22 protein-coding genes are annotated in these 26,613 nt (G+C 68.1%); 12 read left to right on the top strand and 10 right to left on the bottom strand.

The window, feature by feature from the left end; translation table 11 throughout:
- Window positions 1-2 precede the first annotated feature (2 nt).
- The gene (locus ACFVWG_RS11265; RefSeq protein WP_391543080.1) at window positions 3-1,112 is read right to left on the bottom strand and encodes a hypothetical protein; all 1,110 of its coding nucleotides are present in this window, start codon (window positions 1,110-1,112) and stop codon (window positions 3-5) included.
- Window positions 1,113-1,221: 109 nt separating this feature from the next.
- Here ACFVWG_RS11265 and ACFVWG_RS11260 point away from each other — a divergent pair, with 109 nt between their 5' ends.
- The 7 genes from ACFVWG_RS11260 to ACFVWG_RS11230 all read left to right on the top strand — a co-directional run bounded on the left by ACFVWG_RS11260 (window position 1,222) and on the right by ACFVWG_RS11230 (window position 11,985).
- Window positions 1,222-1,395, top strand: a complete 174-nt coding sequence (locus tag ACFVWG_RS11260) for a helix-turn-helix domain-containing protein (RefSeq protein WP_391543079.1) — start codon at window positions 1,222-1,224, stop codon at window positions 1,393-1,395.
- 45 nt (window positions 1,396-1,440) lie between these two features.
- Window positions 1,441-2,175: a LuxR C-terminal-related transcriptional regulator gene (locus ACFVWG_RS11255; protein WP_391543078.1), complete on the top strand. Its 735-nt coding sequence runs from the start codon at window positions 1,441-1,443 to the stop codon at window positions 2,173-2,175.
- A gap of 64 nt (window positions 2,176-2,239) precedes the next feature.
- Window positions 2,240-3,481 carry an acetyl-CoA carboxylase biotin carboxylase subunit family protein gene (locus ACFVWG_RS11250; RefSeq protein ID WP_391543077.1) on the top strand — a complete coding sequence of 414 codons (1,242 nt, stop codon included), beginning with the start codon at window positions 2,240-2,242 and terminating at the stop codon, window positions 3,479-3,481.
- Window positions 3,478-5,097 (top strand): IucA/IucC family protein, encoded by a 1,620-nt coding sequence (locus ACFVWG_RS11245; RefSeq protein ID WP_391543076.1) that lies wholly within the window; start codon window positions 3,478-3,480, stop codon window positions 5,095-5,097. Before ACFVWG_RS11250 ends, ACFVWG_RS11245 begins: the two co-directional genes overlap by 4 nt.
- Window positions 5,094-8,006, top strand: coding sequence for an MFS transporter (locus ACFVWG_RS11240; protein ID WP_391543075.1), 2,913 nt, complete (start codon window positions 5,094-5,096; stop codon window positions 8,004-8,006). The genes ACFVWG_RS11245 and ACFVWG_RS11240 overlap by 4 nt, the downstream gene beginning before the upstream one ends.
- Complete coding sequence (locus ACFVWG_RS11235) at window positions 8,003-9,187, top strand: type III PLP-dependent enzyme (protein WP_391543074.1); 1,185 nt, start codon at window positions 8,003-8,005, stop codon at window positions 9,185-9,187. Before ACFVWG_RS11240 ends, ACFVWG_RS11235 begins: the two co-directional genes overlap by 4 nt.
- A 122-nt stretch (window positions 9,188-9,309) precedes the next feature.
- Window positions 9,310-11,985 carry a YfhO family protein gene (locus ACFVWG_RS11230; protein ID WP_391543073.1) on the top strand — a complete coding sequence of 892 codons (2,676 nt, stop codon included), beginning with the start codon at window positions 9,310-9,312 and terminating at the stop codon, window positions 11,983-11,985.
- Here the strand turns inward: ACFVWG_RS11230 and ACFVWG_RS11225 are convergent.
- Both ACFVWG_RS11225 and ACFVWG_RS11220 read right to left on the bottom strand, forming a co-directional pair.
- On the bottom strand, window positions 11,879-12,586 hold the full coding sequence (locus ACFVWG_RS11225; protein ID WP_391543072.1) for a DUF998 domain-containing protein: 708 nt from the start codon (window positions 12,584-12,586) through the stop codon (window positions 11,879-11,881). The two genes, ACFVWG_RS11230 and ACFVWG_RS11225, sit on opposite strands and share 107 nt — an antisense overlap.
- Before the next feature lie 227 nt (window positions 12,587-12,813).
- A complete protein-coding gene (locus tag ACFVWG_RS11220) occupies window positions 12,814-13,701 on the bottom strand; it encodes an alpha/beta hydrolase (RefSeq protein ID WP_391543071.1) in 888 nt (295 codons plus the stop codon).
- 104 nt (window positions 13,702-13,805) lie between these two features.
- Between ACFVWG_RS11220 and ACFVWG_RS11215 the strand changes: the two genes are divergently transcribed.
- Window positions 13,806-14,624 (top strand): helix-turn-helix domain-containing protein, encoded by an 819-nt coding sequence (locus ACFVWG_RS11215; RefSeq protein ID WP_391543070.1) that lies wholly within the window; start codon window positions 13,806-13,808, stop codon window positions 14,622-14,624.
- Here the strand turns inward: ACFVWG_RS11215 and ACFVWG_RS11210 are convergent.
- Window positions 14,596-15,792: an MFS transporter gene (locus ACFVWG_RS11210; protein WP_391543069.1), complete on the bottom strand. Its 1,197-nt coding sequence runs from the start codon at window positions 15,790-15,792 to the stop codon at window positions 14,596-14,598. The genes ACFVWG_RS11215 and ACFVWG_RS11210 overlap by 29 nt on opposite strands.
- A gap of 92 nt (window positions 15,793-15,884) precedes the next feature.
- Window positions 15,885-16,403, bottom strand: coding sequence for a hypothetical protein (locus tag ACFVWG_RS11205; RefSeq protein ID WP_391543068.1), 519 nt, complete (start codon window positions 16,401-16,403; stop codon window positions 15,885-15,887).
- Window positions 16,404-16,516: 113 nt separating this feature from the next.
- On the opposite strand from ACFVWG_RS11205, the gene ACFVWG_RS11200 reads away from it, so the two are divergent.
- From ACFVWG_RS11200 to ACFVWG_RS11190, 3 genes are read left to right on the top strand one after another with little or no spacing between them, the layout of a single operon-like run.
- On the top strand, window positions 16,517-17,194 hold the full coding sequence (locus ACFVWG_RS11200) for a winged helix-turn-helix domain-containing protein (RefSeq protein ID WP_391543067.1): 678 nt from the start codon (window positions 16,517-16,519) through the stop codon (window positions 17,192-17,194).
- 1 nt (window position 17,195) lies between these two features.
- On the top strand, window positions 17,196-18,662 hold the full coding sequence (locus ACFVWG_RS11195) for a sensor histidine kinase (protein ID WP_391543066.1): 1,467 nt from the start codon (window positions 17,196-17,198) through the stop codon (window positions 18,660-18,662).
- A gap of 8 nt (window positions 18,663-18,670) precedes the next feature.
- Window positions 18,671-19,384, top strand: a complete 714-nt coding sequence (locus ACFVWG_RS11190; protein ID WP_391543065.1) for a peptide deformylase — start codon at window positions 18,671-18,673, stop codon at window positions 19,382-19,384.
- Here ACFVWG_RS11190 and ACFVWG_RS11185 read toward each other — a convergent pair.
- Window positions 19,381-19,935, bottom strand: coding sequence for a TetR family transcriptional regulator (locus tag ACFVWG_RS11185; protein WP_391543064.1), 555 nt, complete (start codon window positions 19,933-19,935; stop codon window positions 19,381-19,383). The two genes, ACFVWG_RS11190 and ACFVWG_RS11185, sit on opposite strands and share 4 nt — an antisense overlap.
- Before the next feature lie 29 nt (window positions 19,936-19,964).
- Complete coding sequence (locus ACFVWG_RS11180) at window positions 19,965-20,639, bottom strand: SDR family oxidoreductase (RefSeq protein ID WP_391543063.1); 675 nt, start codon at window positions 20,637-20,639, stop codon at window positions 19,965-19,967.
- A gap of 174 nt (window positions 20,640-20,813) precedes the next feature.
- Between ACFVWG_RS11180 and ACFVWG_RS11175 the strand changes: the two genes are divergently transcribed.
- Window positions 20,814-22,157: an FAD-dependent oxidoreductase gene (locus ACFVWG_RS11175; protein WP_391543062.1), complete on the top strand. Its 1,344-nt coding sequence runs from the start codon at window positions 20,814-20,816 to the stop codon at window positions 22,155-22,157.
- Here ACFVWG_RS11175 and ACFVWG_RS11170 read toward each other — a convergent pair whose 3' ends face one another.
- The 3 genes from ACFVWG_RS11170 to ACFVWG_RS11160 all read right to left on the bottom strand — a co-directional run bounded on the left by ACFVWG_RS11170 (window position 22,158) and on the right by ACFVWG_RS11160 (window position 26,530).
- Window positions 22,158-22,781, bottom strand: a complete 624-nt coding sequence (locus ACFVWG_RS11170) for a VOC family protein (RefSeq protein WP_391543061.1) — start codon at window positions 22,779-22,781, stop codon at window positions 22,158-22,160.
- A 564-nt stretch (window positions 22,782-23,345) separates the two neighbouring features.
- Window positions 23,346-25,955: a hypothetical protein gene (locus ACFVWG_RS11165; RefSeq protein ID WP_391543060.1), complete on the bottom strand. Its 2,610-nt coding sequence runs from the start codon at window positions 25,953-25,955 to the stop codon at window positions 23,346-23,348.
- A complete protein-coding gene (locus ACFVWG_RS11160; protein ID WP_391543059.1) occupies window positions 25,952-26,530 on the bottom strand; it encodes a hypothetical protein in 579 nt (192 codons plus the stop codon). The genes ACFVWG_RS11165 and ACFVWG_RS11160 overlap by 4 nt, the downstream gene beginning before the upstream one ends.
- Between the last annotated feature and the right edge of the window lie 83 nt (window positions 26,531-26,613).

Raw genomic sequence — 26,613 nt, 5'->3', positions numbered from 1 at the left:
CCTCAGGCGGGGATCGTGGTCTGCTGCCAGGTCTGCCCCGCATCGCGGGTCATCCACAGGCGGGTGTCCGGCGTGTATGCCGCGTCGCGCTCGACCATCCAGGCGGTCGTGGCCGACTGCCACACCAGGTCGTGGATGTGTTCGCTGTTCTCGAGCCAGTTGTCGGCCACCTGCCAGGACTTGGCGAACGCCGGCCGGTTGTAGACCAGGCTGGCGGTGACAGTGGTCAGGAGAACCGCACCGTCCGCACCGACCGCGAGCTGGCTGCCCAGACCGAGTCCGCCGGTGACAGCGTCGTACCGGAAGGTGCGGCCGCCATCGGCAGAGACCATCACCGACTTGTCCGAGTGGCCGCGACCGAAGTTGGCGTTGCAGAGGATGAAGATCCGGTTCGGTGCGTTGGCGGCGAGGTCGGTGGCGAATCCGTCCTCCTGCGTCGGGCAGGTGACCGTGCTGACGGGCTTGACCACGCCGCCGCTGATCGTACTGAGCCGGCTCTGGTCGACGAAGGGGGCCGCGAGCAAGTAAACCGTCGCGCCGGAGGACGCGAGCGCGGCGTGATCACCGGCGGCCACGTCGACCTTCACCTGCTTCCAGCCGGTGAGCTGGCCGGCCGGTGCGCGCCAGACCTTGAGCGGCCGGTCATCGCAGATGCCGCTGCCGATCGCGCAGCCGGAGGTGACGACGTACGTCCCGTCCTGAGCGGCGAGCAGGTTGAGCACCTTGGCGTCACCACCGGGGATCGGGACCTGGGTCCACGTCTTACCGCCGTCGCGGGTGGCCTCGAGGAACGGGTCGTACGCCCAACCGAAGGTCTTAGTCGCGAACTGCAGGCTGGTCAGCCCGCGCTCGCCGCTCATCGCCAGTCCGTTGTGCGTGCGGCCGACGGCGGCCCACGTCTTACCGCCGTCGTGCGTCGCCTTCACGGCGGCCGGACAGGTCGTCGTACTGCAGGTGACCCGGCCGAGGACGTAGCCGTCGGACTGGGTCGGCCAGACGATCGACTGCGGTGAGAAGGTCGCCGTCGCGGCACCAGCTCCCGAGCTGACGAGTAGCGCACTGGTGATCGCACCCACCAGGGCGATCACGGTACGACCGGCATGCAGACGCAAGGCTCACTCCTTGGACAACGGTTGGGGTCGAGGTCACGCTAAGCCCTGCCGGTGCCGGTACGGCGCCCATTCCGGCCAAACGCCGATACCGGCCAACTAGCCTGGGTCCGTGGCTGACTGGGATGCGGTAGGGCTATCCGGATTCGACGCTCTGGTTTACCGCCAGGTGCTCCGCGATCCCGGCGTACCGGTGGATCGGCACGCCGAGGCGCTTGAGGTGCCGACGGCAACAATCGCGGCCACGGTCGACCGGCTGGTCGCGGCCGGGCTGGTGCGGTCCTAGTCCGAGGCCGCGCCGGCGCCGGTCGATCCGCGGTCGGGCCTCGGCATGCTGGTACGAGAACGCCGTGCGGCGCTCGACGGCGTCGCGTCGATGGCCGATCAGCTCGCCCGCGAGTTCACCGCCGGTCAACTGCGGGCCGAGCCGAGTCGCCTGATCGAGATCGCGGTCGGCCGGGACGCGATCGAGGCGCGGATCGACGACATGTTGCGTGGGGCAACCGAACAGGCGGTCGGTACCGACACCCCGCCGTACGTTGCCGATGGCAGCAGTCAGGTGTCCGGTGCCGAGCTCGCCCTCCTCGACCGCGGCGTCCGCTTCCGCGCGATCTACGCCTCCGAGGTCCTCGACCACCCCGATTGGGTGACCCGCCTGTCCTCGATGGCCGACCGCGGCGAACAGTCCCGCGTCCTCCCGCAGGTCCCCGTCAAACTCCTGATCGTCGACGGCTCGACGGCGATGCTCCCGCTGGCCGGTGACATGCCCGCCACCACCCAGCCCCGCGCGGTCATCGTCACCGACTCTGTCCTCACCAGCGCGCTCCAGGTCCTCTTCGATCAGCTCTGGCGGCAGGCGACACCCCTGCATGTGGCTGCCGCCGAGACTCCCGACACTCAGCTGCTCAACCTGCTGGCCAGCGGCATGAAGGACGAAGCGATCGCCCGCCACCTCGGCATCAGCCCCCGCACGCTGCGCCGCCGGATCACCCATCTGCAGGACTCGCTGCACGCCACCAGCCGCTTCCAGGCCGGGCTGAATGCCGGTCTGCGGGGATGGCAATGACCGCGGGATGCCCGCGTGACGGACCTCTCGTCGTCCGGATTGACTAAGGATAGGCTTACCGAAGATGATCGAGTCTCCCGCCCCAGTTCAGGAGGACTCGTTCGGTATGCGGCTGTACCTGCTCGCCCTCAATCCGACCGATTCCGTCACTGAAGGATTCCTCCCGGCGGCCGCGCGCCGCGGGCTCGAGGTGACCGTCCTGACGGACTCGGCGGCCGCGCATCGCGAGGCCTACAAGGACTTTCCGCAGCTTCCGGAGATCCGCGAGTGTGCGGTCCGGGACTTCCGCGAGGTGATCGGCGAAATCTCCCGGCAGCACGCGCCGGACGCGGTCTTCACCAACAGCGATCACCTGCAGACGCAGGCCAGCCTCGTCGCCCAGTACTTCGGTCTCCCGGGGAAGGACTGGCAGGCCGCGTTCCGTGCGAAGAACAAGGCGGAGACCAGGCGTTGCCTGAGAGCGGCCGGGCTCGACACAGTCTGGGCCGCCGAGCTGGCGCCTGGTCAGGACCCGGCGGCCCTGACCGACATCCCGTTCCCGTGCGTGGTCAAGCCTCGTGAGGGCGTTGCGAGTGAGGACGTCGCGCTGGTTGATGACCTGGCCGGCCTGGTCCGGTTCGTCACCGAGGTCCGGGAGCGCCGGTCGGACGTCGTACTGCTGGTCGAGGAGTTCCTGGCCGGCGACCTGCGCACGCTGGAGACGCTCGGCGACGGTAGGACGCGCCAGGTGCTCGGCGGATTCCGTACGGCGATCTCCGAGCCGCCGGCCTTCATCGAGTTGTCGCTGGAGTTCGTCGGGGCGCATCCGCAGGCGATCACCGACCAGGTCTTGGCCCAGCTCGACGCGCTCGGGGTCGGGTTCGGCGCGTGCCACACCGAGTTCGTCGTACAGGACGACGGCCGGGCCCGGCTGATCGAGGTCAACTACCGCGCGATCGGCGACCGGATGGACCTCGCGCTCGAGCAGATCCTCGGCATTCCGTACTTCGAGCAGGTACTGCGGGTCTACCTCGGCGAACCGCTTCCGGCGGATCTCGGCGCGCGCACCGACCTGACGTCGTACAGCCTCTATGCCTGTGCCGACCGGGCCGGGACGTTGAAGGCGGCGCCGAAGCCGTTCGACCGGGTGGTCGACGGCATCGCGCTGTCCTACCGGACCTTCCGCGAGGTCGGTGAGGAGCACCCGCACTACGCCACGAACCGCGACTACCTCGGCATCATCCAGGGCATTGGCCCGGACCAGGCCGCGCTCCAGCAGGTCGCCGCGGCGTTCCTCCGCGACAACGTCTGGGACATTCAGCCGTGAACGCAGCGGCAACTCTGACCTTGCGCGTTCTCTCCACTCTGATTCGTGAAGACGTGCTCGGGCTGCGCACCAGAAGCACCCTCGTCGAGCGGTCCGACGGTTCGTGGCTCCAGCTTGAGCTCGGCGGTCGACTGCTCGCGTTGCCGGTGGCTGAGGAGGGCTTTCAGTCCGAGTACGGCGCTCGCCGGCCGCTGCTTGAGGTCGACGGCGACGAGCTGACCACGCTCGACGAGATCCTCGCCGTACTGCGGGACTTGGCTGACCGGGAGGATCGCGGCGGTTACGACACGTTCGCGGATGAGTGTCGACAGACGCTCGCCACGATGGAGTTGCACGACGAGGTCCAAGCCGAGGTTCTGGCCGGGCTGGCGGAGCGGTACGGCGACGACCCGACCGAATGGACGGGTTTGGGTGGTTCGCTCGCGTTCGACACGTTGGCGGCCTTCCTCGATCACCCCGTGTACCCGACCGCGCGTGGTCGGCTCGGGCTGACGACGGTGCAGGTGCGCGGGTATACCCCCGAGTTCCACCCGACCTTCCAGCTCCGGTGGATCGCCGTCCCGGGGCCGGCCAAGGCTGACTGGCCGACTTGGTGGCCGACGCCCGCCGACATCGGCCTGCCCGAGCTCACCGATCACACGACGCTGCCGCTGCACCCGTTGACCGAAGTCACCTTTGGTGTCCTCGGTCCGGTTCCGTACCTGGACGTCGTACCGACGCTGTCTACCCGGACCGTGGCCGTCGTGCAGGACCCGAGCTGCCACCTGAAGTTGCCGATGGCAACGGCCACTCTCGGCGCGCGGAACCGCCGGACGATCAAGGCGGGCGTCCTCGTTGACGGTGCTGCAGGTGAACGCCTGGTGCACGAGATCATCGCGAAGGAACCGCGGTTCGCCACGACCATCCTGAACGCTGACGAGCAGACGTACTACGAGAGCGGTGACGAGCTTCTCGCCGTACTGCTCCGTCGCTACCCGGATGACCTCGACGACGCCCTCACCGTCCCGCTCGCCGCCTTCACCGCGCAGGCCCCGAGCGGCCGGCGCGTCATCGACCACCTCGCCGACCGCTTCTACGACGGCAAGCTCCACGACCTGTACGACGCCTTAGTCACGCTGCTCCTGGACTGGCAGACGACCCTGTTCGGCTACGGGATCGCGCTCGAGTCCCATCAGCAGAACACCTCGGTGATCTTCGGTCGTATCGACGGCAAGACCCGGATTCGCCTGCTCTACAAGGACAACGACGGCCTCCGGATCAACTTGCAGCGCTGGCCGGATCGCGGCGCGTTCACCGACGAGCGGATGTTCGCCGACGACGACCGCGCTCTCACCGATCTCTTCACCACCATCACCATTCACCTCTGTACGGCGTCGCTCGCGTTTGAGCTGGCAGACAGTGATCTGCTCGCGATCCTGCGCACCCGCCTGACCGAGGCCATCGACCGGCTCGGTCCGAACGGCGACGCGCTACGAGCGGATTTGCTGGACGCCGACCGTCTGCCGGTGAAAGCGATGATCACCGCCGGGACGCTGTTGAGCAAGCAGCGGTCGGGTGCCGCCGACATCAACAAGCACTACACGACCGGCCCGAACTACCTCCGGCTCGCGCGGTGACTCTCCTCGCGACACGACCGGTCGCTCCGCCGCGCCCGCACCTCAGCCGGATGCACGTCCCCGCGATCGCGGGCTGCTACTTCGTGGCCTCATTCGCCGCGCTCGGCCTCCCGCCGTACCTGACCGAGATCCTGCCGTCGCTCGGCGACGAGAGCGGACGCTGGGCCGGACTCCTGTACGTCGTTCCGACCGTCTTCAGCGCGATCGGGGCGCCGTTCTGGGGCCGTCTCGCCGATCGCTACGGCCGGAAGCGGCTGCTGCTCCGGGCACAGCTCGGACTCTCGATCGCGTTCCTCGCGGCCGGGCTCGCGAACAGCCTGCCGGCCTTCACGCTGGCTCTCGTTCTCCAGGGCTTCCTCGGTGGAACGTTTGCCGCGAGCAACGGTTATCTGGCGGCGGCGCTGACCGGCGACAAGCTGTCCAAGGCACTCACGCTGATGCAGGGGAGTGCGCGAGCCGCGTTGGTGGTCGCACCGATCCTGGTCGGCTCACTGAGTCCGTGGGTCTCCCCACACCGCCAGTACCTGATCATGGCCGTGCTGCCGCTGGCCGCCGCCGTACTGCTGGTTCTGCTGCCGGAACCCGATCATCCGGTTGTCGAACTGCACGAGGTCGTGTCGACCGAGCCACCGCCACCGCTGCGAACGCTCCGGTTGCTGTATGTCTTCGAGTTTGCGTTCGTGTTCGCAACCATCATCTCGTTTCCCTACTTGATCGCGTTGATCGAACGGCGGATGCCGAACACGTCCGGGGCAGTTGCCGGAGTTCTGTTCGCCTTGCCACACCTGTGTTACCTGGTGTTCGCAAGTGGCGTGCACCAGCGGTTCCGCACGCATTCGCGCAGTGGGCTGGCCGCCGGGTTCGCGTTCGTCGCGCTCGGCCTGGCCGCGCATGCGGTGGTCCGGACCCTGCCCGGTTTCGTCGTCGCGCGGCTCATCCTCGGGATCGGGATGACGCTCGGTCTGGTGTGTCTGTCGATTCTGGCCGCGGACGCCGCGAGAGGGCGCGCACCCGGCCGGATGTTCGGTACCGTCGAATTCTTCTCCAAGGCCGGCGCTGTCGCCGCCGGCGCCGTCGCAGCTGTCTCGAACAGCCTGTTCGGTGCAGCCGCCCCGGTGCTGATCGGCACCTGCGCAGCCTTGGTCACAGCCGTTTCCGCCGTGTTGCTCACTCGTCCCCGGATGACTTCGGAGTCACCTATGTCTGTCATGCAGTCCCTTCCCCCGGCTGCGACCGCACTACCGCGGGCCGACCACGTCGTCGCGCACACCCTGCTCAACTGCCTGCTGCGCGAGGTCTCCGCGCCGGAGCACCAGAGCGCTGTCGACGACGGCTGGCTGCTGCTCCGATTGCCGCGGGCCGGCGTCCTCTTGCGCGTCGAGCTGCGCCGGACGGCGTTGGTCGGAGCACATCGCTTCACTGGGCCGGTGTTCCAGGAGCATGGCGCGTTCTGGGCCGAGCTGACCTGGCGTGAACTGGCCGACCTGGTACGGCGGGAGCTCGCCCTGCGGAGTGGATTCGAGAATGAGGAATTCCTTCCGCAGATCGAATCGAGCCACGAGGGTGTCACGCGTGCACTGACTCGGACGCGTCCCGCCGGCGCGGACCGGTTTCTCGAATCGGAACAGGCGATGCTCTTCGGACACCGTTTCCATCCGGCGCCGAAGGCCAGGACCGAGGATCGCGACGACTGGGCGGCCTACGCGCCGGAATCGCGGGCGGCGTTCCAGTTGCGGCATCTTGCCGTCCGCGCGGACCTGCTCGCCGAGGAGAGCCTCGACCCGGAGATCACCGCGCTGTTAGACAACCTGGCTGAGGTCCCGGCCGGCTACCGGTTGCTGCCCGCACACCCGTGGCAGTTCGCGATGATTCAGGACAACCCGCTGTTCCAGGCCGCGGTCGAGCGTGGCGACGTCATCGACCTCGGTGTCGGTGGTGTGCCGTTCACGCCGACCTCCTCGGTCCGCACGCTGGCCGGTCCGGACGCCTTCCTCAAGTTCAGCCTGAACATCCGGATCACCAACTGCCTGCGCAAGAACGCGGCGTACGAGATGACGGGCGCGGTTGCGCTCACCCGCTTGCTCGCGCCGGTGCTGGCGGATCTGGCCGCGCGCTTCCCCGGTGCCGCCGTACTGCGGGAGCCCGCGTTCCGGACGCTGGCCCTGCCGGCTGCAGATGGTGCTGCCGATCTCGCGGTCTACGAGGGCTTCGGACTGATCGTGCGGACCGGACTGAACGACGTACTGCGTCCTGGTGTGACGCCGTTGATGGCAGCAGCCGTGGCTGATGAGTATGCGACGAGCTCCGCGCACATCTCGCTGCTGCTCGAAGACGCTGATGACGCCGAGATCCTGTCCTGGTGGGCGGCGTACCTGCGGCTGTTGGTACCGCCTGTGCTGGCCGCCTACCTCGACCACGGCGTCGTACTCGAGCCGCACCTGCAGAACGTGCTGATCGGTGTCGACGCGAACAACCAGCCGGTGCAGGTGCTCTTCCGGGACCTCGAAGGCACCAAGCTCGTCGACGAGCTGCACACCGAGACCCTCGCGGGCCTGCCTGCGGACGTCGCCGGTCCGATGACGTACGACGCTCAGCGCGGCTGGGACCGGGTGGTCTACTGCCTGCTCGTCAACCACGTCTCAGACCTGCTCGGTGCCGTGGCCGACCTGAGCCCGGAGCTCGAGGGCCGGTTGTGGGCCGAGGTGCGGACCGCGATGGAGGAGTACGCCGACGAGAACGGCTGCCCGCCGCTACTTGCGGCGCTGCTGGCCGGCGTACCGCTGCCGGCGAAGACGAACATGCTGACCCGGTGGGGCCGGCTGCCGGACCGGAGTGCCGGTTACGTTCGGTTGCCGTCGCCGATCGCGGAGGCTGTTCTCGCTGCCACGACCGAGCCTGTCGCGCGGTGACCGTACCTTCCAATGTGAGCGCGTTCGCCGCCGGTCTGGCGGCGGACGCGCTGCCCGCCTACGTCTACGACCTGGGCGCGCTGCGCACCCACGCGGCGGCGGTGCGGGCAGCGCTGCCAGCGGGTGTCGAGCTGTACTACGCGGCCAAGGCCAACCCGGACACCGCCGTACTGGAGGCTCTGCGGAGCTCCGTTGACGGCTACGAGGTGTCCAGTGCGGGGGAGTTGGCGCATGTACGTCAGGCGGCGCCTGATGCGCCGCTCGCCTTCGGAGGGCCCGGCAAGACGCCGGCCGAGATCGCTGCGGCGGTCGCGGCCGGGGTGCATCGGTGGCACGTGGAGAGCGTGCAGGAGCTCTACCAACTGGCGGCCGCGCTAGACGGTGAGCAGCGGGTCGACGTCATGCTGCGGGTCAACGTGCCGGTGGCGGAGGGCTCGCTCGAGTCGGTCGCCCTGGCCATGGGTGGTCGGCCGAGCCCGTTCGGCCTCGACCCGGCGGCTGTTGCGAGCGCCTTGGCGTTGCTGGCCGGTCCGATCGGTCAGCAACTCCGGCTGCGCGGGATCCACGCGCACCTTGGTAGCGGTCTGAGCGCGGCCGAGCACCTCGCGGTGACTGAGCAGATCGTGAACTGGTCGGCCGCGCTGGCCACCCGGCATGGCCTGCGTTTCGACGAGGTGAACGTCGGCGGCGGGATGGCGGTCGACTACGCCCACCCGTCCGCACGGTTCGACTGGGTCGAGTTCGGTGACGGTCTGGGCAAGCTGCTCGACCGACGACCGGAGTTGCGGCTTCGGATCGAGCCGGGACGCGCGCTCACGGCGTACTGCGGCTACTACGCCACCGAGGTGCTGGACGTGAAGACGAGCCAAGGTGAGCACTTCGCCGTGGTCCGGGGTGGTACGCATCACCTTCGGACACCGGCGACGAAGGGACACGATCAGCCGTTCGCCGTCGTACCAGTCGAAGAGTGGTCGCACCCGTGGCCGCGGCCGGGAGCGGCTGGGCGAGTGTCGTTGACCGGTCAGCTGTGTACGCCGAAAGACCTGCTGGCACAGGGGATTCCGGTCGCCGAGGTGCGGGCCGGGGACCGTATCGTGTTCGCAATGGCGGGTGCGTATGCGTGGAACATCTCGCACCATGATTTCCTGATGCATCCGCACCCTGGGTTTCACTATCTCTGAGCGGTCTAGCGTGGGTACCCGATCGGGAACACCTGCTTGTGCAGGGCAACTTTCATCCCTCGCCGACCCTCTCGGATAAGGTCGGACGGCGCAGCGGGGTCACGAGCGAGGGATGAAGACTGATGGCGGCAGCCCAGGGGCGAGGGCGCGGGTGGTTGGCAGTGCCGGTGGCGGCGCTGGCGGCTGCCCTCGCGTACATCGCCGGCGGGATCATTCGCGGCAGCTATCCGTTCGGCGACGTCCCGCGCAACATCCTGGACCTCGGGCAGCAGTTCATCCCGATGCACGCTCATCTGCGCGACCTGCTGACCGGGACCGGGCCGGGCGACTTCTTCTTCAACTGGTCCAGCGGGTACGGCGTTCCGTATATCGGCGACTTCATGGCCTACAACGGGGCCGCCCTGTCCTGGATCGTGCTGCTGTTCCCGCGGGACAAGATCGACCTCGCGCTCTACGTGATCTCGGCGACCGCGATCGCCTGCGCAGCGGGAGCGATGACGGCGTACCTGCGCAAGCTGCGCCCGACCGGGCCGGTCTGGCTGGCCGGGCTCGCCGGGGTCTCGTACGCGACCTGCGGGTGGGCGCTCGACGACGGCGGCTACATGACCGGCTGGCTCTACGGCCTGATCGCGTTCCCGCTGATCTGCCTGATGTGCGAGTGGGTCTGGAAGTCGCGCTCACTGCCGTCGATGATCATCTCGCCGTTCGTCATCACCCTGTTCTGGTACTCGCACTTCTACACCGTCTACATGGCCACGCTGGGCGCGGCGATCGTCGTGATCGCCCGCGTCCTGTCCGACCCTGACGGTGGCGACTGGGGCCGCCGGATCGGTGGCGCGGTGCGCAGCCTGATCGTGGTCCTGGTCGGGATCGCGCTTTCCGCGCCGCTGCTGGTGCCGACCTTCAAATCGGTCGGGTACGCGCGGCCCAGTCCGGACGAGACCTTCCACCCGATCGGCTGGCTGTACTTCTTCGGCCGGCTGCTGCCTGGATCGGAGGGTGTCGGGAAGACGCCGGGCCTGGCCGTCGGCACCCTGATGCTGCTGCTCGCGCTGAGCTTCCCCTTCAACTGGAAGATTGCACTCCGGGAGCGGATCGTCTGGTCGGTGGCCATCCTGCTCGCGATGGTCAGCATGCAGATCACCGTCACGCACGAGATCTGGCACGGCTTCGACGCGCCGAACGGGAACCCGTTCCGGCAGGCGTTCGTGATCGCCGGGCTGATCGTGATCGCCGGCTGGATGTCGGCGGCGGCGGGAATCCGCAGCGTGTCGACGGTCGTCATACCGGCCGTTTTCCTGGCGGCGCTGTACGCGTTCGCGTGGAACAACTGGACGTCGACGGCGGTCACAGCGGTCGCCGTACCGGTGGTCGGGGTGCTGGCGATCCTGGCGTGGGTCTTCACCCGGCGCGACCCGAAACAGCTGGTACTACGGATCGCGGTCGGCGCGGTGATTGCCGCCGTACTGATCGAGTCGGGGGCGTCGTCGTACGCGATCGAGGCGCACCGCGGTGAGAAGTACCACACCGGCCGCGCGTGGGGAGCCCGGCAGGAGACGAGCCGGGCGCTGGTGATGGGGGACAACGACTGGCCGCGGCAGCGGGTGTCGCCGGGCGCGTTCACCACGGTCAACGACCCGATGCTGATCGGTGGCGAGGGGCCGGAGTACTACAGCTCGACGATTCCGGACGAGCTCTCCCAGGAACTGCTCAACCTCGGCTTCGGGTACTCGGCGTTCGGCCGGTCCATCGTCGATCCGGTGAACCCGGTGGTCGACGCCGTCTTCGCGACGGGCGCCCGGCTGACGCTGGATCCCACCGGCGAGCTGCGGCTGGCGCGCAGCCAGGTCGGGCCGTTCGTCTCGGTGCGCCCGCTGCATCCGTGGGTCTCGGCCCTTTCCGGGCCGTACGGCCTGCAGGAGACTGCGCTCGGCGCGAGCGTCTACACGACGCCGAAACTGCGCGCGTACGTCGACGACGGCTCCAGCGTGACGGTCAGCGACAAGCGGCCGGGCGAGCTGACCATCAACCAGCCGCAGGATCTGAAGAGGGCGGGCGAGTTCCGCCTGACCGCGCGGTGCAAGCCGGGCTCCGAGGTCTACTTGTTCGGGCCCGAGTTCGTCGGTGACGTGCTCGTCGACGGACAGAAGTGGACGATCAGCCTGACGACCGGCGCCAAGCGGCCCGGCATCTTCCGCGGTGCACCGATCCGCCGAGTCAGTACGGCGGGGCCGAGCGGCGCGGTCGACGTCAAGCTGCGGGTGCCGGAGTCGACCCAACTGCCGGACCGACCGATCGGATGCCTGGACCGCACCAAGCTCGACGCCGCGGTCACCGCTCTTCGGCAGAGCCAGCCCGCTGAGGTGCACGTCGGCGGCCACAGCATCGACGTCAAGCTGAAGCCGCAGACCCGTGGGCTCGTCGTGATGGGGGTCGTCCGGACGCCGGGGTGGCGCTGCCAGGTCGACAACCAGGACTTCCGCAAGCCGACCCAGATGGCCGGTCTGATGGCGATGCCGGTCGGCAGGTCCGCGAGCAAGGTGTCCTGCGTGTATCACCCGGCTGGGCTGCGACTCGGCCTGCTGGGCGGAGCCGGCGGCCTCGGCCTGCTGATCGGGACAGTCGTCGTACTGGAGTTTCTCCGGCGTCGACGGCTGCGGCTTGCTGCTCGGCCGATCGTCTTTACCCGGATCAGCCCACCGGCTGAAGAGACTCCGCCGGCGTCAGCGCCTGCTTCAACCCCGGCGCCACCGTCGCCATCATCAGACAGACCAGAACCACCGACACGCGCTGAATGATCCCGGGCTGGTGGGCGTCATCGCCCTTCAGCTCCTGGATGCCGATCGCGATGGTGAGCCAGATCTGACTGACCAGGGCCCCTCCAGCCAGTACGGCGGCGGTCCGGCCGCCCGTGCTACCCCAGCCCGTGCGGCGGAGGATCAGGAGCACGAAGACCGCCATCGCCACGCAACCGACGCCGGCGACGGTCGAGAAGGTCGCATGAAGGAACAGCGCCATCCCGGCCCGGCCGCTGCCTTCTGAGTCCAGGCAGGCCTGGCTCAACGAGGGCGCACAGTCCAGGGGCAGGAAGACGCTGAGCATCGTTCCGACCCCGAACAGCGCGGTGCTGATCAGGAGCGCGGCCACATCGCGGCCCAGCCGGGCGGCCGGGCGGGCGAGCACGACCGCGAGAACCAGCAGGATCCCCGACGTCAGATCCATCCCGCGCGCAATGAGGCTGGTGGGCTGATCCAGTGCCGCCAGGTCGCTGAGCATCGAGGTGTGGATGTTGAGCGGGCGACCGGCCGCCAGCTCCAGCAGCAGGCTGCAGTAGAGCACGCCAGCAGCAACCATCAGCCCCTGGATCCACCGATATCGCGCCAGGCCCCCGTCCACCATGACGGCCAGCCTAGCGAGGCGTCACCAGAAATCCCGTCAGGAGGCCTCGATGAGCGAGATACGGCGATCGACGTTGAGCACGGCTCAGCCGTGTGCCCGGCCCGAAGGTGGTTGGTAGGTGCTCAAGGTGAGCCGGCCACCCGACCTTGAGCACGGGTCAACCATGCCGACGCCCCGAACGCGGTTGGTGGGTGCTCAAGGCGGGATGGTCGATGCGTGTGGTCGGCTCACTTCGGCGTACGGAAGAAGGCCGCGAGCTTCGCGATTACCGGTACGACGTACTCGGGCTTGTCGTAGAGGTCGACGTGGCTGGCGCCTTCGACCCAGTGGAACTCCTTCGGGCCGCGTGCCCGCTGGTAGGCCTCGATGCCCATCCACGCGGTCACGGCGCGGGTGCCGGCGACCATCAGTAGCGGACGCGAACCGATCAGCGGTACGGCGGCGAAGGCGTCGAAGGTGGCCATTCGGTCGATGCTGATCCACGGGAACGTCTGCGCGGACCGTGGGTGTTCGGCCCGCGGGGTGCGGTAGTACTCGAAGCCTTCGGCGCCGTGTTCGCCGCCGAGCGCACGAGCCTGCTCGATGGTCTCCGGGAACAGGACGAGATCCTGCGGGCCGCCAGCGCGGGCCGCCGCGGCTTGGTCGAGCATGCCGTCGAAGACGGCGGGGTCCTGCGTGCCGTCGGCGCCGTATCGGAAAACGCGGGCGATGTCGGTGGAGCTGACGGTGGCGATCCGCTGGATGCGGTGGTCGGTTGCCGTTGCTGCCAAGGCATAACCGCCGGATGCACAGATGCCCAAGGCATTGATCTCGGTCACGAAGCTCTGAGCGGACAGATAGGAGACCGCGGCCTTGAGGTCTTCGACTCGCTGAGCCGGGTCCTCGAGGCCGCGCGGTTTGCCACCGCTCTCGCCTTGGTACGCGGCGTCGTACGCGAGTGTCACGAAGCCGGCCTCGGACAGCCGCCGGGCATAAAGGCCGGCGGCCTGTTCCTTCACGCCGCTGCCGGGGTGACCGACGACGATCGCCGGGTGCGGGCCCTCGGTCTGTGGCCGGTAGAGGTGGCCGGCGAGGGTGATGTCGTTGCTGTCAAAGGTGATGTCGAGTTTGCTCATGTCCCTACGCTCGCTCGGTTGGGCGCCGCGGAAAATCAGCAGGTTTGTGCCTGGGAGGAATCCTTCCCTCCCAGATCCGCTTGTCCTAGGCAGAGAATGGAGCCATGACTGACGACCTCGGCGCGTTCCTCACCTCGCGACGCGCCGCCTTGCGTCCGCAGGATGTCGGCCTGCCGGAGACTCGGCAGCGCAAGGTCTCCGGGTTGCGGCGCGAAGAGGTCGCACAGTTGGCCGCGATCAGCGTCGACTACTACACCCGGCTGGAGCAGGGGCGTGTGCAGGCGTCCGCCTCGGTGTTGTCCACGCTCGCGCGGGCACTTCGGCTCGACGACGATCAGCTGACCTACCTGTACGCCGTTGCCGGGAAGAACGACGCTCGCCCGCGGCGCCGTCGTACCGTGCAGAAGGTTCGGCCCGCGATGCTGCGGTTGCTCGACCAGCTCACCGAGACGCCGGCCGTTGTCCTGGGCAAGCGATTGGACATCCTCGCCTGGAATGCGGCGGCTGTTGCCTTGTACACCGACTTCGCGGCGATACCGGTTGCCCGGCGCAACTACCTCCGCCTGCTGTTCGAGAACGATCCGGTACGGCGCTTGCACGCGGAATGGGATCACGATGCGCGGGAGGCGGTCGCGGCGCTGCGGATGGAGGCGGTCGCGGATCCCGGGGATCCGGATCTTGCGCAGCTCGTCGGTGAGCTGTCGGTGCAGGATGCCGACTTCCGCACGTGGTGGGCCGAACATCACGTGAGCGGTGGAAGCTACGGGACAAAGCACTATCAGCATCCGGTGGTTGGGCCGCTCACTCTTGACTGCGATTTGTGGAGCACCGGCGGTCACGCGCAGCGGTTGATGGTGCTGACCGCGGCTGCGGGGAGTCCGTCGTACGAGGCGCTTAGTGCTTTGGTTGGGCTCGCACGCTGAGGATGACGAAGCCGACGATGGCCAGGCTGGTCAGGGCGGCGGGGACGAAGAAGACCTGGGGGAGACCGATCGCGGCGACGCCGATCCCGCCGATCGTGCCGCCGATGGCGGAGCCGACCGGGATAGCGCCGAGGAAGACACCGGACGCCGTACCGACGCCTTCGGGGTAGAGGTCCTGGGCGATCGAGACGCCGATCGCAGCGACGCAGGCCCAGAGGCCGGCGGTCAGGATCTGGCCGAGGAAGAGCATGCCGACACCAGTACTGGTGGCGAAGGAGAGGTTGCCGGCCAGGCCCATCACGACGCCGCCGGTCATCACGGGGAGACCGCCGAAGCGGTCGGCCGCGCGGGCGACGACGGGGAGCAGGAGGAGTTCGACGAGCGGCTGGATGCCGATGACTGCGCCACGGACTCCGTCGGACAGGTGGAGTTCGTCGGCCATGTAGATCGGGAGGTAGCCGAACTTGATCGTGTCGCCGGTCATGGCCAGCACACAGACCGTGGTGAACGCGAGGAGCGGCAGCATGTGGGTGATCTCGCGCCGGTCCGATTCCCGGACTCGCCGCGTTTGGTAGCGCTCGATGCGTTGGCGGCCGAAGGGGATGATCTGGGCGAAGACGCAGACCGCGGTGGCGACGAGAAGCGAGCGGAGGCCGAAGACACCGCCGTACCAGCTGCCGAGGACCGGGCCGAGGATCCAGCCGAGGGTGAATCCCATCCGCACGGTCGCGACGACGCGGTTGTCGGCTCGGGTGGGGTTGCGGCTGAGTTCGTCGCGGCAGGCTGCGAAGAGTTGCGCCATTGCCCCGCCGCCGATGCTCAGGACGACGGCACTGATCACGAACGGCTGCCAGACGGCGTTGGTCGAGGCCATCGCCAGCCAGCCGACCGTGCCGACGAGCGCGCAGATCCGGAGTAGGCGGAGGCGGTCGTGGCTGCGGTCGGAGAGGCGGCCGAGCAGGTAGCCGGCGATCGGGGCGGCGAGGTTGGTGACGTAGTACAGGCCGGCCACGGGGAGCGGCGTACCGAGGTCGCGGACCAGGAAGAGCGTGAGCTGGGGAGTGGCGGCGGACATGCCGATGCCGGCGATCAGCAACGACAAGAACGCCGCGCGGTAGAACTTCGACCGGGCGACGATGTGCAGTGCAGACTCGGGCCGGTCGAACACGGTGCAAACGTTATCCGTTCACACCGCTGGGTGTTTGGGCGTCTCGCCGTACGAGCCGGCCGAGGGATGCTCGGCCGGCCTCGCGGGGCGCGTCAGTTGTCGTCGTCCTGCTTGCCGTGGTCGTCGCCACCCTTGTCGTCGGACCGGCCGCTCTTGTCCTCGGCCCGGTCCTGGGCAGAGTCGTCGGAGCGGTCGGCCTTGTTCTCCGCGCGGTCCTGGGCCGAGTCGTTGCCGCTGTCGTCGGAGCGGTCGTCTGCGTGGTCGTCGCCGTGGTTGTCGGCTCGGTTGGACAGGAGCTTGCCGTTGGCGTCGTAGCTCAGCTCGCGCCAGCCGGCGGTGGTGTGCACGTCCAGCTCCCACTTGCTGTTGTCCCAGTCGACGTCGGTCACCACACCACCCGGGACGTCCTTCAGAGCCTGCGCGACCGCCTTCGCCGCGGTCAGCGATCCGGTCGGTACGCCGTTCGAGCTGGTGGTCGGGCTGGCCGTCGGGCTGCTGGTGGGGGAGGCGCTGGGCGTGGGCTTGTCGTCGGACTGGACGGCGTACGCGGTGGCGACACCCGCAGTGGTGAGCACAGCGGCGGCGGTCAGGGTCAGTGCGAGGCGCTTCATCAGGCAGCCTTTCGGTGGGGAACTTGCTGACGGGAATGACCTTGCCAACCGGTCCTGAAGCGGTCCTGAAGGAACCTGAAGCGGGCTTCAGGCGGGCGTGTCAGGCTGGGGGCATGCGGTTGCTGATCGTCGAGGACGAGAAACGGCTGGCCAATTCGCTCGCGCGGGGCCTGGTCGCCGAGGGATTCGTGGTGGACGTCGCGTACGACGGACTCACCGGGCTCGACCGCGCCCTGAGTGGTGAGTACGACCTGGTCCTGCTCGACATCATGCTGCCCGGCCGCAACGGCTACCGCGTCTGCGCCGACCTGCGCGCGGCCGGCGACGAGACGCCGGTGCTGATGCTGACCGCGAAGGACGGCGAGTACGACGAGGCTGAGGGACTCGACACCGGCGCCGACGACTATCTGACCAAGCCTTTCTCGTACGTCGTCCTGCTGGCCCGGATCCGCGCGCTCCTGCGTCGCCGTACCAGGGGAGCAGCCCCGGTGATCGAGCTCGGCGACCTAAGAGTCGAACCGGCCGCGCGCCGGGTCTTCCGCGGGTCCGACGAGATCGACCTGACCGCGAAGGAGTACGCCGTACTGGAGCATCTCGCCACGAACGCCGGCCAGGTGGTGTCGAAGACGCAGATCCTCGACCACGTCTGGGACGCGGCGTACGACGGCGATCCGAACATCATCGAGGTCTACGTCAGCGCGCTGCGCCGCAAGCTGGACGCGCCGTTCGGCCGGAAGGCGATCACCACCGTGCGCGGCTCTGGCTACCGCCTGGCCCGGGACGGTGGCTGACATGCGCGGCTCTCTCCGGACCCGAACCACAGTCGCCGCCACCGCGGTGGTCGCGGTCGCTCTCGTGATCGCCGGACTGGCCGTCGTACTGCTGCTGCGTTCCAACCTCGCCAGCCAAGCTCAACTGCAGGCCGAGGTCACCGCGCAGCAACTCGCCTCCCAGTTGGCCGCCGGTACGGCGATCGCCAAGCTCGACCTGGACGATGAACACCCGGTCCGCATCACGGATGCGAGTGGCAAGGTACTCGCCGCCAGCGAGGGCTTGTCCGCCGTCGACGGCAATCCTGTGCAGCCGTCCCGGCCGACTCCAGTGCCAACGGTGGCTCCGAAGCCGACCCCTACCCCCACAGGCGATGATGACGACAACCGTGGGCGGGGGCGCGGAGGAGATGACGAGCCTGATGACGACAGCTCCCCGACACCGACTCCGCCGGCGGGACGGGTGGCCGAGGGGGACGCCAGCTACTCCAACGGTACGGCGACGGTCGACGGCCGAACCGCGGCCTACCGGTTCGCCGCGCTGAAGGTGACGCTGCCGAAGGGCGCCGGTGAAGTCACCGTCCAAGCCGGTGCCGAACTCGCCACTGCAGGGGATGCAGTCTCGAGCGTGAGCCGGACCATGCTCATCGGCCTACCGCTCCTGCTCGCGGTCGTTGCCCTGGTCACCTGGATGGTGACTCGCCGCGCGCTCGCGCCGGTCGAGGCGATTCGCGCTGAGCTCGCCGGCATCACCGGTTCCCGCGACCTGCGCCGCCGCGTCCCCGTACCCGAGTCCCGCGACGAGGTCGCCCGCCTTGCCCGTACGACGAACGACACGCTGACCGCGCTGGAGACCTCAGTCGCCCAGCAACGTGGCTTCGTGGCGGATGCATCCCATGAACTCCGGAGCCCGATCGCCTCGCTCCGGACCCAGCTCGAGGTCGCCGCCGCCCACCCTGAGCTGCTCGAACTCGACGAGCTGATCGCGGACACCATCCGTCTGCAGCACCTCGCCGCCGATCTGCTCCTGCTGGCTCGTCTCGACGCGGGCGACCACCCTGACCCCGAGCGCATCCACGTCTCCGACCTCGTCCGAGATGCCATCGACGGCCGGACCGCGCGGTTGCAGATCACCGGTGAACCAGTTGTCCTCGGCAACAAAACCCGATTGGCGCGGGTGCTGAGCAACTTGCTGGACAACGCCGAACGTCATACCAGCAAGGAGATTCGCGTTGTCGTCAGCACCGCCGACGGACAGGCCGTGATCCAGGTTCAGGACGATGGGTCCGGCGTACCGGAGGCCGATCGGGAGCGGATCTTCGAGCGTTTCGTCCGCCTCGACGACGCCCGCAGCCGCGACGAGGGTGGCGCCGGTCTCGGCCTCGCCATCGCCCGCGACCTCGCCCAGTCCCACGGCGGAACCCTCACCGTCGGCGACACACCCGCCGGCGGCGCCTCCTTCGACCTGAGGCTCCCACTCGCCACATAATGGTGCGCATGGCACTGACCCGGCGTACCTTGCTCACCGGTGCTGCGGCGTTGCCGTTGGCCGGTTCTGTCCAGACAGCCTCAGGAGTTGGCATCGTGAAGGACCAGATCGAGGAGCTCGTCGACAAGTACGGCGATGGTGGCGTAGCGCCGATCGTGTCACTCGGCGACGCCGTACTGCGGCAGGTCGCGGAGCCGTTCGACGGTCAGGTGGACGCCGCCGTACTGACCGAGTTCATCGAGCTGATGAAGCGCACGAACCGCGCGGCTCCCGGTGTCGGCCTCGCCGCGCCGCAGATCGGCGTACCGGTGCAGATCGCCGTACTGGAGGATCCGGCCACGGTTCCGGCCGAGATCGCCGAGGCGCGGCACCGGTACAAGCTGGAGTTCTTCGCCGCGATCAACCCGAGCTACCGCTCGGCCGGGCACCGCCGGGTCGGCTTCTTCGAGGGCTGCCTGAGCATGCCCGGCTACACCGCGGTGGTGAACCGCTACTTCGCCGTCCACGCCAGCTTCGACGACCCGTCCGGCGAGACGCACCACAAGACCTTCGAGGGTTGGCAGGCGCGCATCGTGCAGCACGAGACCGATCACCTCCGCGGCACGGTCTACGTGGACAAGCTCGAGACGCGCTCCTTGTGCACCATCGAGAACTACACCGCCAACTGGGCCGACCCAGTCCCCACCCGAGCCGCGAAGGCCTTGGGCTTCCACCTGGATTAGGTCAGCTGGTCGAGCACTGTCGCGAGGATCTCTTCGGAGAGCGGGGTCTGCCCAGCAGCCCGCGCCAGCGTGACGGCGCCGACCAACGTGGCCAGATCCAGTACGGCGCGGCGCCGCGCATCGTCGTCGGAGTCCGCAGCCTCCTCGAAACCGGCGAACGCGTCGAGCGTTTTCGCCAGACCTTCCGCGTACGCCGTGCGCAGCGGGCTCCCGGCCTCGGCCTGAGCCGCGTCGGGAGCCAACGCCGTACAAGCGCAGCCGTTGCCCGGATCATCGCGATGGCTGACCGACAAGTAGTCCTTCACGACTTCTTCCCGATCCATCGGCGCCATCCGGACGAGCACCTCGTCGAAGGCCTCGCCGGCGGCGATCCCCATCAGCTCGTCCTTCGACGCGAAGTGCTTGTAGAACCCGCCATGAGTGAGCCCGGCCGCCGACATCACGTCCTGCACGCTGATCCCCGCGCTGCCGCGCTCACGCAACAACCGCGAGGTGGCCTGCACAACATCGTCGCGATGTTGCGCCGCATCTGCTCGTGACGCCCGACCCATCTCAACTCCTCACTCGACCGACCTCGAACCTACTGGAAGATGCTCGCCTTGGTCTCCCGGGTGAACTCGTCGGCAAGGACTTCGCCCGCACCGGCGGCGATCCCGTCGAGTACCTGCTTGGCGACCCCGGCCGGGTCGGTCTTCTCGCCGACCGGTACGTAGTCGGCCATGTCGGTGTCCATGTAGCCGACGTGCAGCGAGCTGACCTCGATCCCGCGCGGCGCGAGCTCGGCGCGGACGGCGTTCGTCATCGCCCACGCCGCGGCCTTGGCGGTGCTGTACGCGGCATACGCCTCGATGTGGTGAACCCACGCGAGCACCGACAGGACGTTGTGAACCCCGCCGCCACCGTTCGCCTCGATCACCGGCGCGAACGCCCGGATCAACCGCAGCGGCCCGACCAGGTGCGTGTCCAGCTCCAGCTGGATGTTGTCCCAGTCGCCACTGACCAGCGCGGTGTGCGTCGACACCCCCGCGTTGTTGACCAGCAGCGTTGCGTCACTCGCCACCCGAGCTGCCTCAAGGATCGACTCCGGATCGGTCACGTCCAGCTTCAGCGGTACGACACCTGGCACGTCCACCGTCTCGGGCCGCCGCGCCGCGCCGTACACCTTCGCTCCGCGCGCCACCAACTGCGCCGCCAGCTCCCGCCCCAGGCCCCGGTTGCTCCCGGTCACCACTGCCACCGCGCCACTGAGTTCCATGCCCGTTCCTCCATCACGAATTTAAGATGATGACCATAATCTATCAGGTCCAGCACATCGCCGGGGCCTTGTGAAATGAATCTCAAGGTGTGGAACGAGTCGGGATCGGCGCTGAAGGCTCGTTAAAGTTAGGACTACCTAACTCATTCGAGTCACTGTGAGGGACTGCAGCTTGTGAAGGATCTCCGCATCGCCGTCATCGGTGCCGGACCTGCCGGTATCTACGCCGCCGACATCGTGACCAAGGAGCACCCGACCGCCCAGGTGGACCTGATCGAGCGGCTGCCCGCACCGTTCGGTCTCGTCCGGTACGGCGTCGCCCCGGATCACCCGCGGATCAAAGAGATCATCAAGGCGCTGCACCGCGTGCTGCAGCACGAGCGGATCCGATTCATCGGCAACGTCACGTACGGCGTGGACCTCAAGCTCGACGACCTGCGGCGGCACTACGACGCCGTGATCTTCGCGACCGGCGCGATCACCGACCGGCCGCTGGACATCCCGGGCGTCGACCTCCCCGGCAACTACGGCGCCGCGGACTTCGTCAGCTGGTACGCCGGACATCCCGACGTACCGCGGGAATGGCCGCTCGAGGCGCGGGAGGTCGCCGTACTGGGGGCCGGCAACGTGGCGCTCGACATCGCGCGGATGCTGGCCAAGCCGGCCGACGAGCAGCTCAGCACCGAGATCGCGGACAACGTGTACCAGGGCCTGAAGCTCAACCAGGCAACGGATATCCACGTCTTCGCGCGGCGCGGTCCGGCGCAGATCAAGTTCACGCCGATCGAGCTGCGCGAGCTGTCGCACTCGCCGTCGGTGGACGTGATCGTGCACCCCGAGGGCTTCGAGATCGACGAGGCGAGCCAGTCCGCGATCAGCTCCAGCAAGAGCACCCGCCTGGTCGTCGACACGCTGCTCAAGCACCTCGAGGCCGAGCCGACCGGTGCACCGCACCGCATCCACATCCACCTCTGCCACGCGCCGGTCGAGGTCCTCGGCACCGACCGCGTCGAGGCTCTGCGCACCGAGAAGACCCAGCTCCAGGGCGACGGCACCGCGCGCGGGACTGGCGAGTACGTCGATACGCCGGTGCAGGCCGTCTACCGCGCCGTCGGGTACCTCTCCTCGCACCTGCCGGAGCTGCCGTTCGACCACCAGGCCGGCGTCATCACCAACGAGCGCGGTCGTGTGTTGGACCTGGACGGCGTACCGCTGGAAGGCATGTACGTCACCGGCTGGATCAAGCGCGGCCCGATCGGCCTGATCGGCCACACCAAGTCCGACGCGGCCGAGACGATCGCCAACCTGCTCGCCGACGCCGACACCCTGCCGAGCCCCGAGGTCGCCGACCCGGACGCGATCATCAACCACCTGGTCGCGAACGGTGCCACCATCGTCGACCGCGACGCCTGGGCCCGCCTCGACGCCCACGAGACCGCCCTCGGCGAACCCCACGGTCGCGAGCGCATCAAGGTCGTCCCGCGCGAAGACATGCTCCGCGCGGCTCTTCCGGAGTAACTACTCGGACAGCTCCTGGCCGGTCCGGTCCGCGATCATGTACGACGCGTACCAGGCCGGCCACTGCTCGTCGTACTCCCCGCCGTGCCGCTTCTCGTGCTCACCATGCGCGGCGGCCGCCCGCTGCAACGCCGCGGTGAGGTCCTCCACCGACTCGTACGCCGCCTCGGTCACGCGACCCGGGAGCCTGGTGGTGACTTCCTGGAGGAGCCAGGTGTTGCCGTCGGGATCCTGGAACGTCGCGAACGATCCGTAGCTACCGCCGTTCGCGTCGCGCCCGTCCGCGCGGTTGGCCGCCCCCGGTTCGAACTGCGCACCCGGTGCCCCGGGGTGGAACACCTCGCTCACCTCAACACCTCGTGCTGCGATCTCAGCTCTGGCCGCGTTGATGTCGTCGACCACCAGGTAGATCCCTTGCGCGGAACCAGGCTTCGCGGTGGTGACCGCCGTACCGAACTGGACCGAAGCCGGCGAACCCGGCGGCGTGAACTGGACGATCCGGAACCCGTTGTCAAAGGCAAAGTCCGCATCCTCCCGCCACCCGAGCCCCGCATAGAACGCCTTCGCCCGGTCCACATCCGCCACCGGAACAACAACCGCCTCGAGCTTCAGCTCCGTGCCCATCGTGCTCTCCTCCTCTGACCGGTACAGCCCTACCGACCACAACCCCCAACCGCCCCACCCCATTCCGACACCTCGCCGCGCCAACGTCCGAACGATCGGAGGGCATGGTCGGCGTGTCTTCGGACGTCAGCGGCGCCGGCAGAACCCGGTACGACCTTGAGCACGGGTCAGTCATCTTTCCGGCCACAAGGTGGTTGACGGGTGCTCAAGGTGAGCCGCCTGTACGACGTTGAGCACGGCTCGACCATTTCGACGGGTGCTACATGGTTGACCGGTGCTCAAGGTGGCGGCTGTCATGGCGGGGTGAGGTCGGCCGCTCGCCGGGGCGGCCAACGCCACGCTGACTGGGTGGGAGGCGGACCGCCAGCACTCACTAACCTGCCCAGTGCCGGGTACGGCGCGCTCAGGCGGGAGGTGGAAACCGCTGTCGAGGGCACTTGGTGAGTGGGGGCGGTCCGCCTCCGCAACCGACGCGCCACCAGACAAAGCCGCGCACCCACGGGCGAATGATCGAGGACCAGGTCGTGGCCGGTACCGCGACCTGGTCCCCAGCACAGTTCCTTCTTAAGCGACGCGCCGCCGAATCACACTCGCAGCCCCGATCGCCACCCCGAACAACGCAAGGCCGGCCAGCAAGCGAATCCAGCTCCGCCCACCCTCACCAGTAGCCCCCGCCAACTTCAACGAGTACGCCGTCGCGCTGGCCGCACCGTCAGGAGCCCCATACGGCATCGACTCGGTCTTCGCCCGGTCAGCCGCAGCCGCCAACATCGAGTACCTCCGCCCGAAGTCCAGCGCAGTATCCGCACCCTTCTTCTGCAGGGCCTGCGCCCCCTCAGCAGAAAGCCTCTTGGCGCCATCCGGAATCCCCGTCGCCTTGTCGGCGGCTGTCGTCAACCCTGCCGCCAACTTCCCCGATCCATCAGCCGCCGACCCAATCCCAGTAGCCAGATCCTTCGACCCAGTGGCGAGCTGGTCGGACCCGTCCCGAGCAGTCCCGACCCCGTCGGCCAGCTTCCCCGTCCCGCCGTAAAGGAGCCCGAGCCCGTTGTCGAGTTGCCCGGTCCCGTTCACGAGTACGCCGGTGCCCGCCTTCAGCTTGCCGGCTCCGTTGGCGACCGAACCCGTACCCGCGTTGACCTGGTCAGCGCCGTCCGACAGTTGGTTCAGTCCGGACAGGAGTTGCTTGCCGCCCTCGTGAATCTGCGCAACACCGCCCTGCAGGCCGTTGATGCCGCCGCGCAGAGTCTTCTTGGCAGGCGTGTCCTTCGAGGTGCCAATTCCGCCTTGGACGCTGGAAACGACACTCGACACGAGTACCGAGACGCCGGCGTCCAGTCCGTCGAGGCCCTGCATCAGACCAAGCGTCGACTCCGGGCAGCCCGCGACTCTGTTGTCGAGACCGCATTGCAGCTTCGCGATACCCGGTACCGCGCGTTGGGTCAGGCGGCCCTTCAGATAGCCGAGGGCCACCTGCAACGTGGCAGAGTCCGGCAGCGGCTGGTCCAGATCAGGAATCGGATCGGTGATCGAGCCCAGTTGGGGGATCACCGCATCCAGAATCATCTTCTTGACGGGGTTGGTCTCGGGCCCGACGTTCAGCGCTCCGGCCGGACCGTTCAGCTGCGCGGCCGCAGCGCCGTAGCAGGCCTCGCTGTACGTCCCGACAGGCTTGCCATTGCTGACAGCCTTCAGCGCGTCGGAGGCGCAGTATGCGCCACCGCGCATCTTGTCGATTCCCGGGCCTGCAGCGGCGAGCGAGTTCTTCAGATTCTCGAGACCGCCGAGCAGAGTCTCGTCGGCGCCGACCGACCCGATACCTGCGCGGAGTTTCTGCACACCTTCGTGCAGTGCCTTCGCCTTCGTGGGCAGTTGGCCGATGCCGCCGTACATCTGAGTTAGGCCGTTTTCGACACTCTGCAAGCCGCCGCTCACCTGAGTCAGCCCGCCGATCAGCTGCGGTACCGTGCCGGTTGCTCGGCTGAGGCCCGAGGCGACCTTCCCTGCGCCGACGTGAACCTTGCCTGCTCCGGTGCTGAGATCCTTCGCACCTGTCTGAAGTTTGCCCGCGCCGGTGTTCACCTTGTCCGCGCCCGCGGCGGCTTCGCCGGTTTTGGTGCGGAGCAACGAAGCACCGGTATCCAGCTGGGCTAAGCCGCCGGCTAGTTGGGCTGCGCCGGTGGAGAGTTGCTTGGCGCCGGGGGCAGCTTGGTTGGCTAGGCCTTCGTTGAGGGTTTGGGCGCCGGCGTTCAGCTGCAACAAGCCGCTGAGGAGTTTTTGGGAGCCGTCGCGGAGCTTGATGAGGTTGGTGTCGAGCTCGGTGCCGCCTTCGACCAGGTCGGTGCCCTTTTCGGCGCCGCTTTCGTAGCCTGTGACCGCTGTCTTGAAGGTCGGGCTGTCGAGGGGGCTTACTGGTAAGGCGGTTAGCTCGGCTTCAGGGACGATGGCGTCCTTGACCTGAGCGGACCAGCCGAACTCGGCGGTGGCTGCGCCTACTGGCGGGAAGAGGGTCACCGTGAAGCTGAGTTTGGTGCCGCCTTTGCCGTCGCCGGCTTTGTTGGCTTCGTTCGAGGTGACGTCGCCGAACTCGGGGGGCAGGACTGTGGTCAGTTGGCCGACCATGGGGATGACTACGTCGGCCTGTTCCTTCACCTGTTTGCCGTAGCCGTCGGTGATGGTGATCTCTTCGGAGTGGGCCGAGGTGTTCTCGACGACGTAGTGGGCTTCGAGGTGGCCCTTCTTGCCTACGACGTCGCCGGGCTTCTTGAGTTGCTTGCCGTTCAGGGTGTAGGTGACTGCGACCTTGATCGGGAGCTTCTTCTTGTCGTAGTCGCTGACGGTTCGCAGGCGTTGTTCGCCGTCTACGGTCGTGTCGACGGTCATTTTGCCGTCTTTGACGGTGTAGCCGCCCCAGCCGTCGAGGTTGCGGATGCCCTTGTCAGACACGGGATTGGTGACCTTCACCTTGCCCTTGCCGACCAGAGCGAGCTGCTCGTAGATGCGGGCGCTGTCGACCTTGCCGCTCGGGTCGAGGCGGGCTTGCACGGTCTCGGTGTTGGTGACTGCGACCGGGTCGGCGGTGGCGGTGGCCAGGGCCGGTGACGTGGTCAGGACGAAGACGGTGGGGACGGCGATGACGGCGGCCAGTCCCCGGGTGATCCGGCGGGCGGTCACGGACGCTCTCCTTCGGTGGTGGCGAACTCGCGGGTCGGGGCCTCGTCGGGCGCTGGTTCGTCAGCTGCGGGTGGAGCCGCAACTGGTGTGCGCCCGGGCCATTGGAGCGAGGTCGCCAGGAACCCGATCCCTGCCGCGAGCAGTACGCCGGTCGCCGCCGAGGGCGATTCCGCCAGGAACGCCGGGCTGTCTGCCGTATAGCTCTCCTCGTACACAGCCACCATCGCGGCCGCGCCCAATAGCAACGTCCACAACGGAAGCCGGTTCCCGGACCCCGCCGCGAACGCCACGCACACGGCCACCACGATGACCGCCGCAACCGCTCGCCCGGATGCCGAGTCCGGCAGATACAGAGCCCGTACGGCGAATCCGAGCCAGGCCACGAACAGCCCGATCAGGAACCCGATGGCTCGCTGGGCCGGGGTTCGTTCCTGCACCAGCCCCACCACACCCCCCAGGGCCCCGCCGACCAGTGCCACGTGCTGCGTGTCCAGACCGAGAGCTTCCCCGACCAGACACAACAGACCCGCGACCACGGCCAGCAGAGCACCGCATAGCAAGGTACTGCGCTGCATTGAGTCCTCCACCTCACTGTCGGACTCCGGGACCCCCTCCGGAAAATCCAAGATTCACGTACTTGAACTACCGTTCAGTACGA

Source organism: Kribbella sp. NPDC058245 (assembly GCF_042882005.1).
Lineage (GTDB): Bacteria > Actinomycetota > Actinomycetes > Propionibacteriales > Kribbellaceae > Kribbella.
Note: the sequence above shows the minus strand (reverse complement) of the source record. Positions and strands in the feature narration are given on the sequence as shown.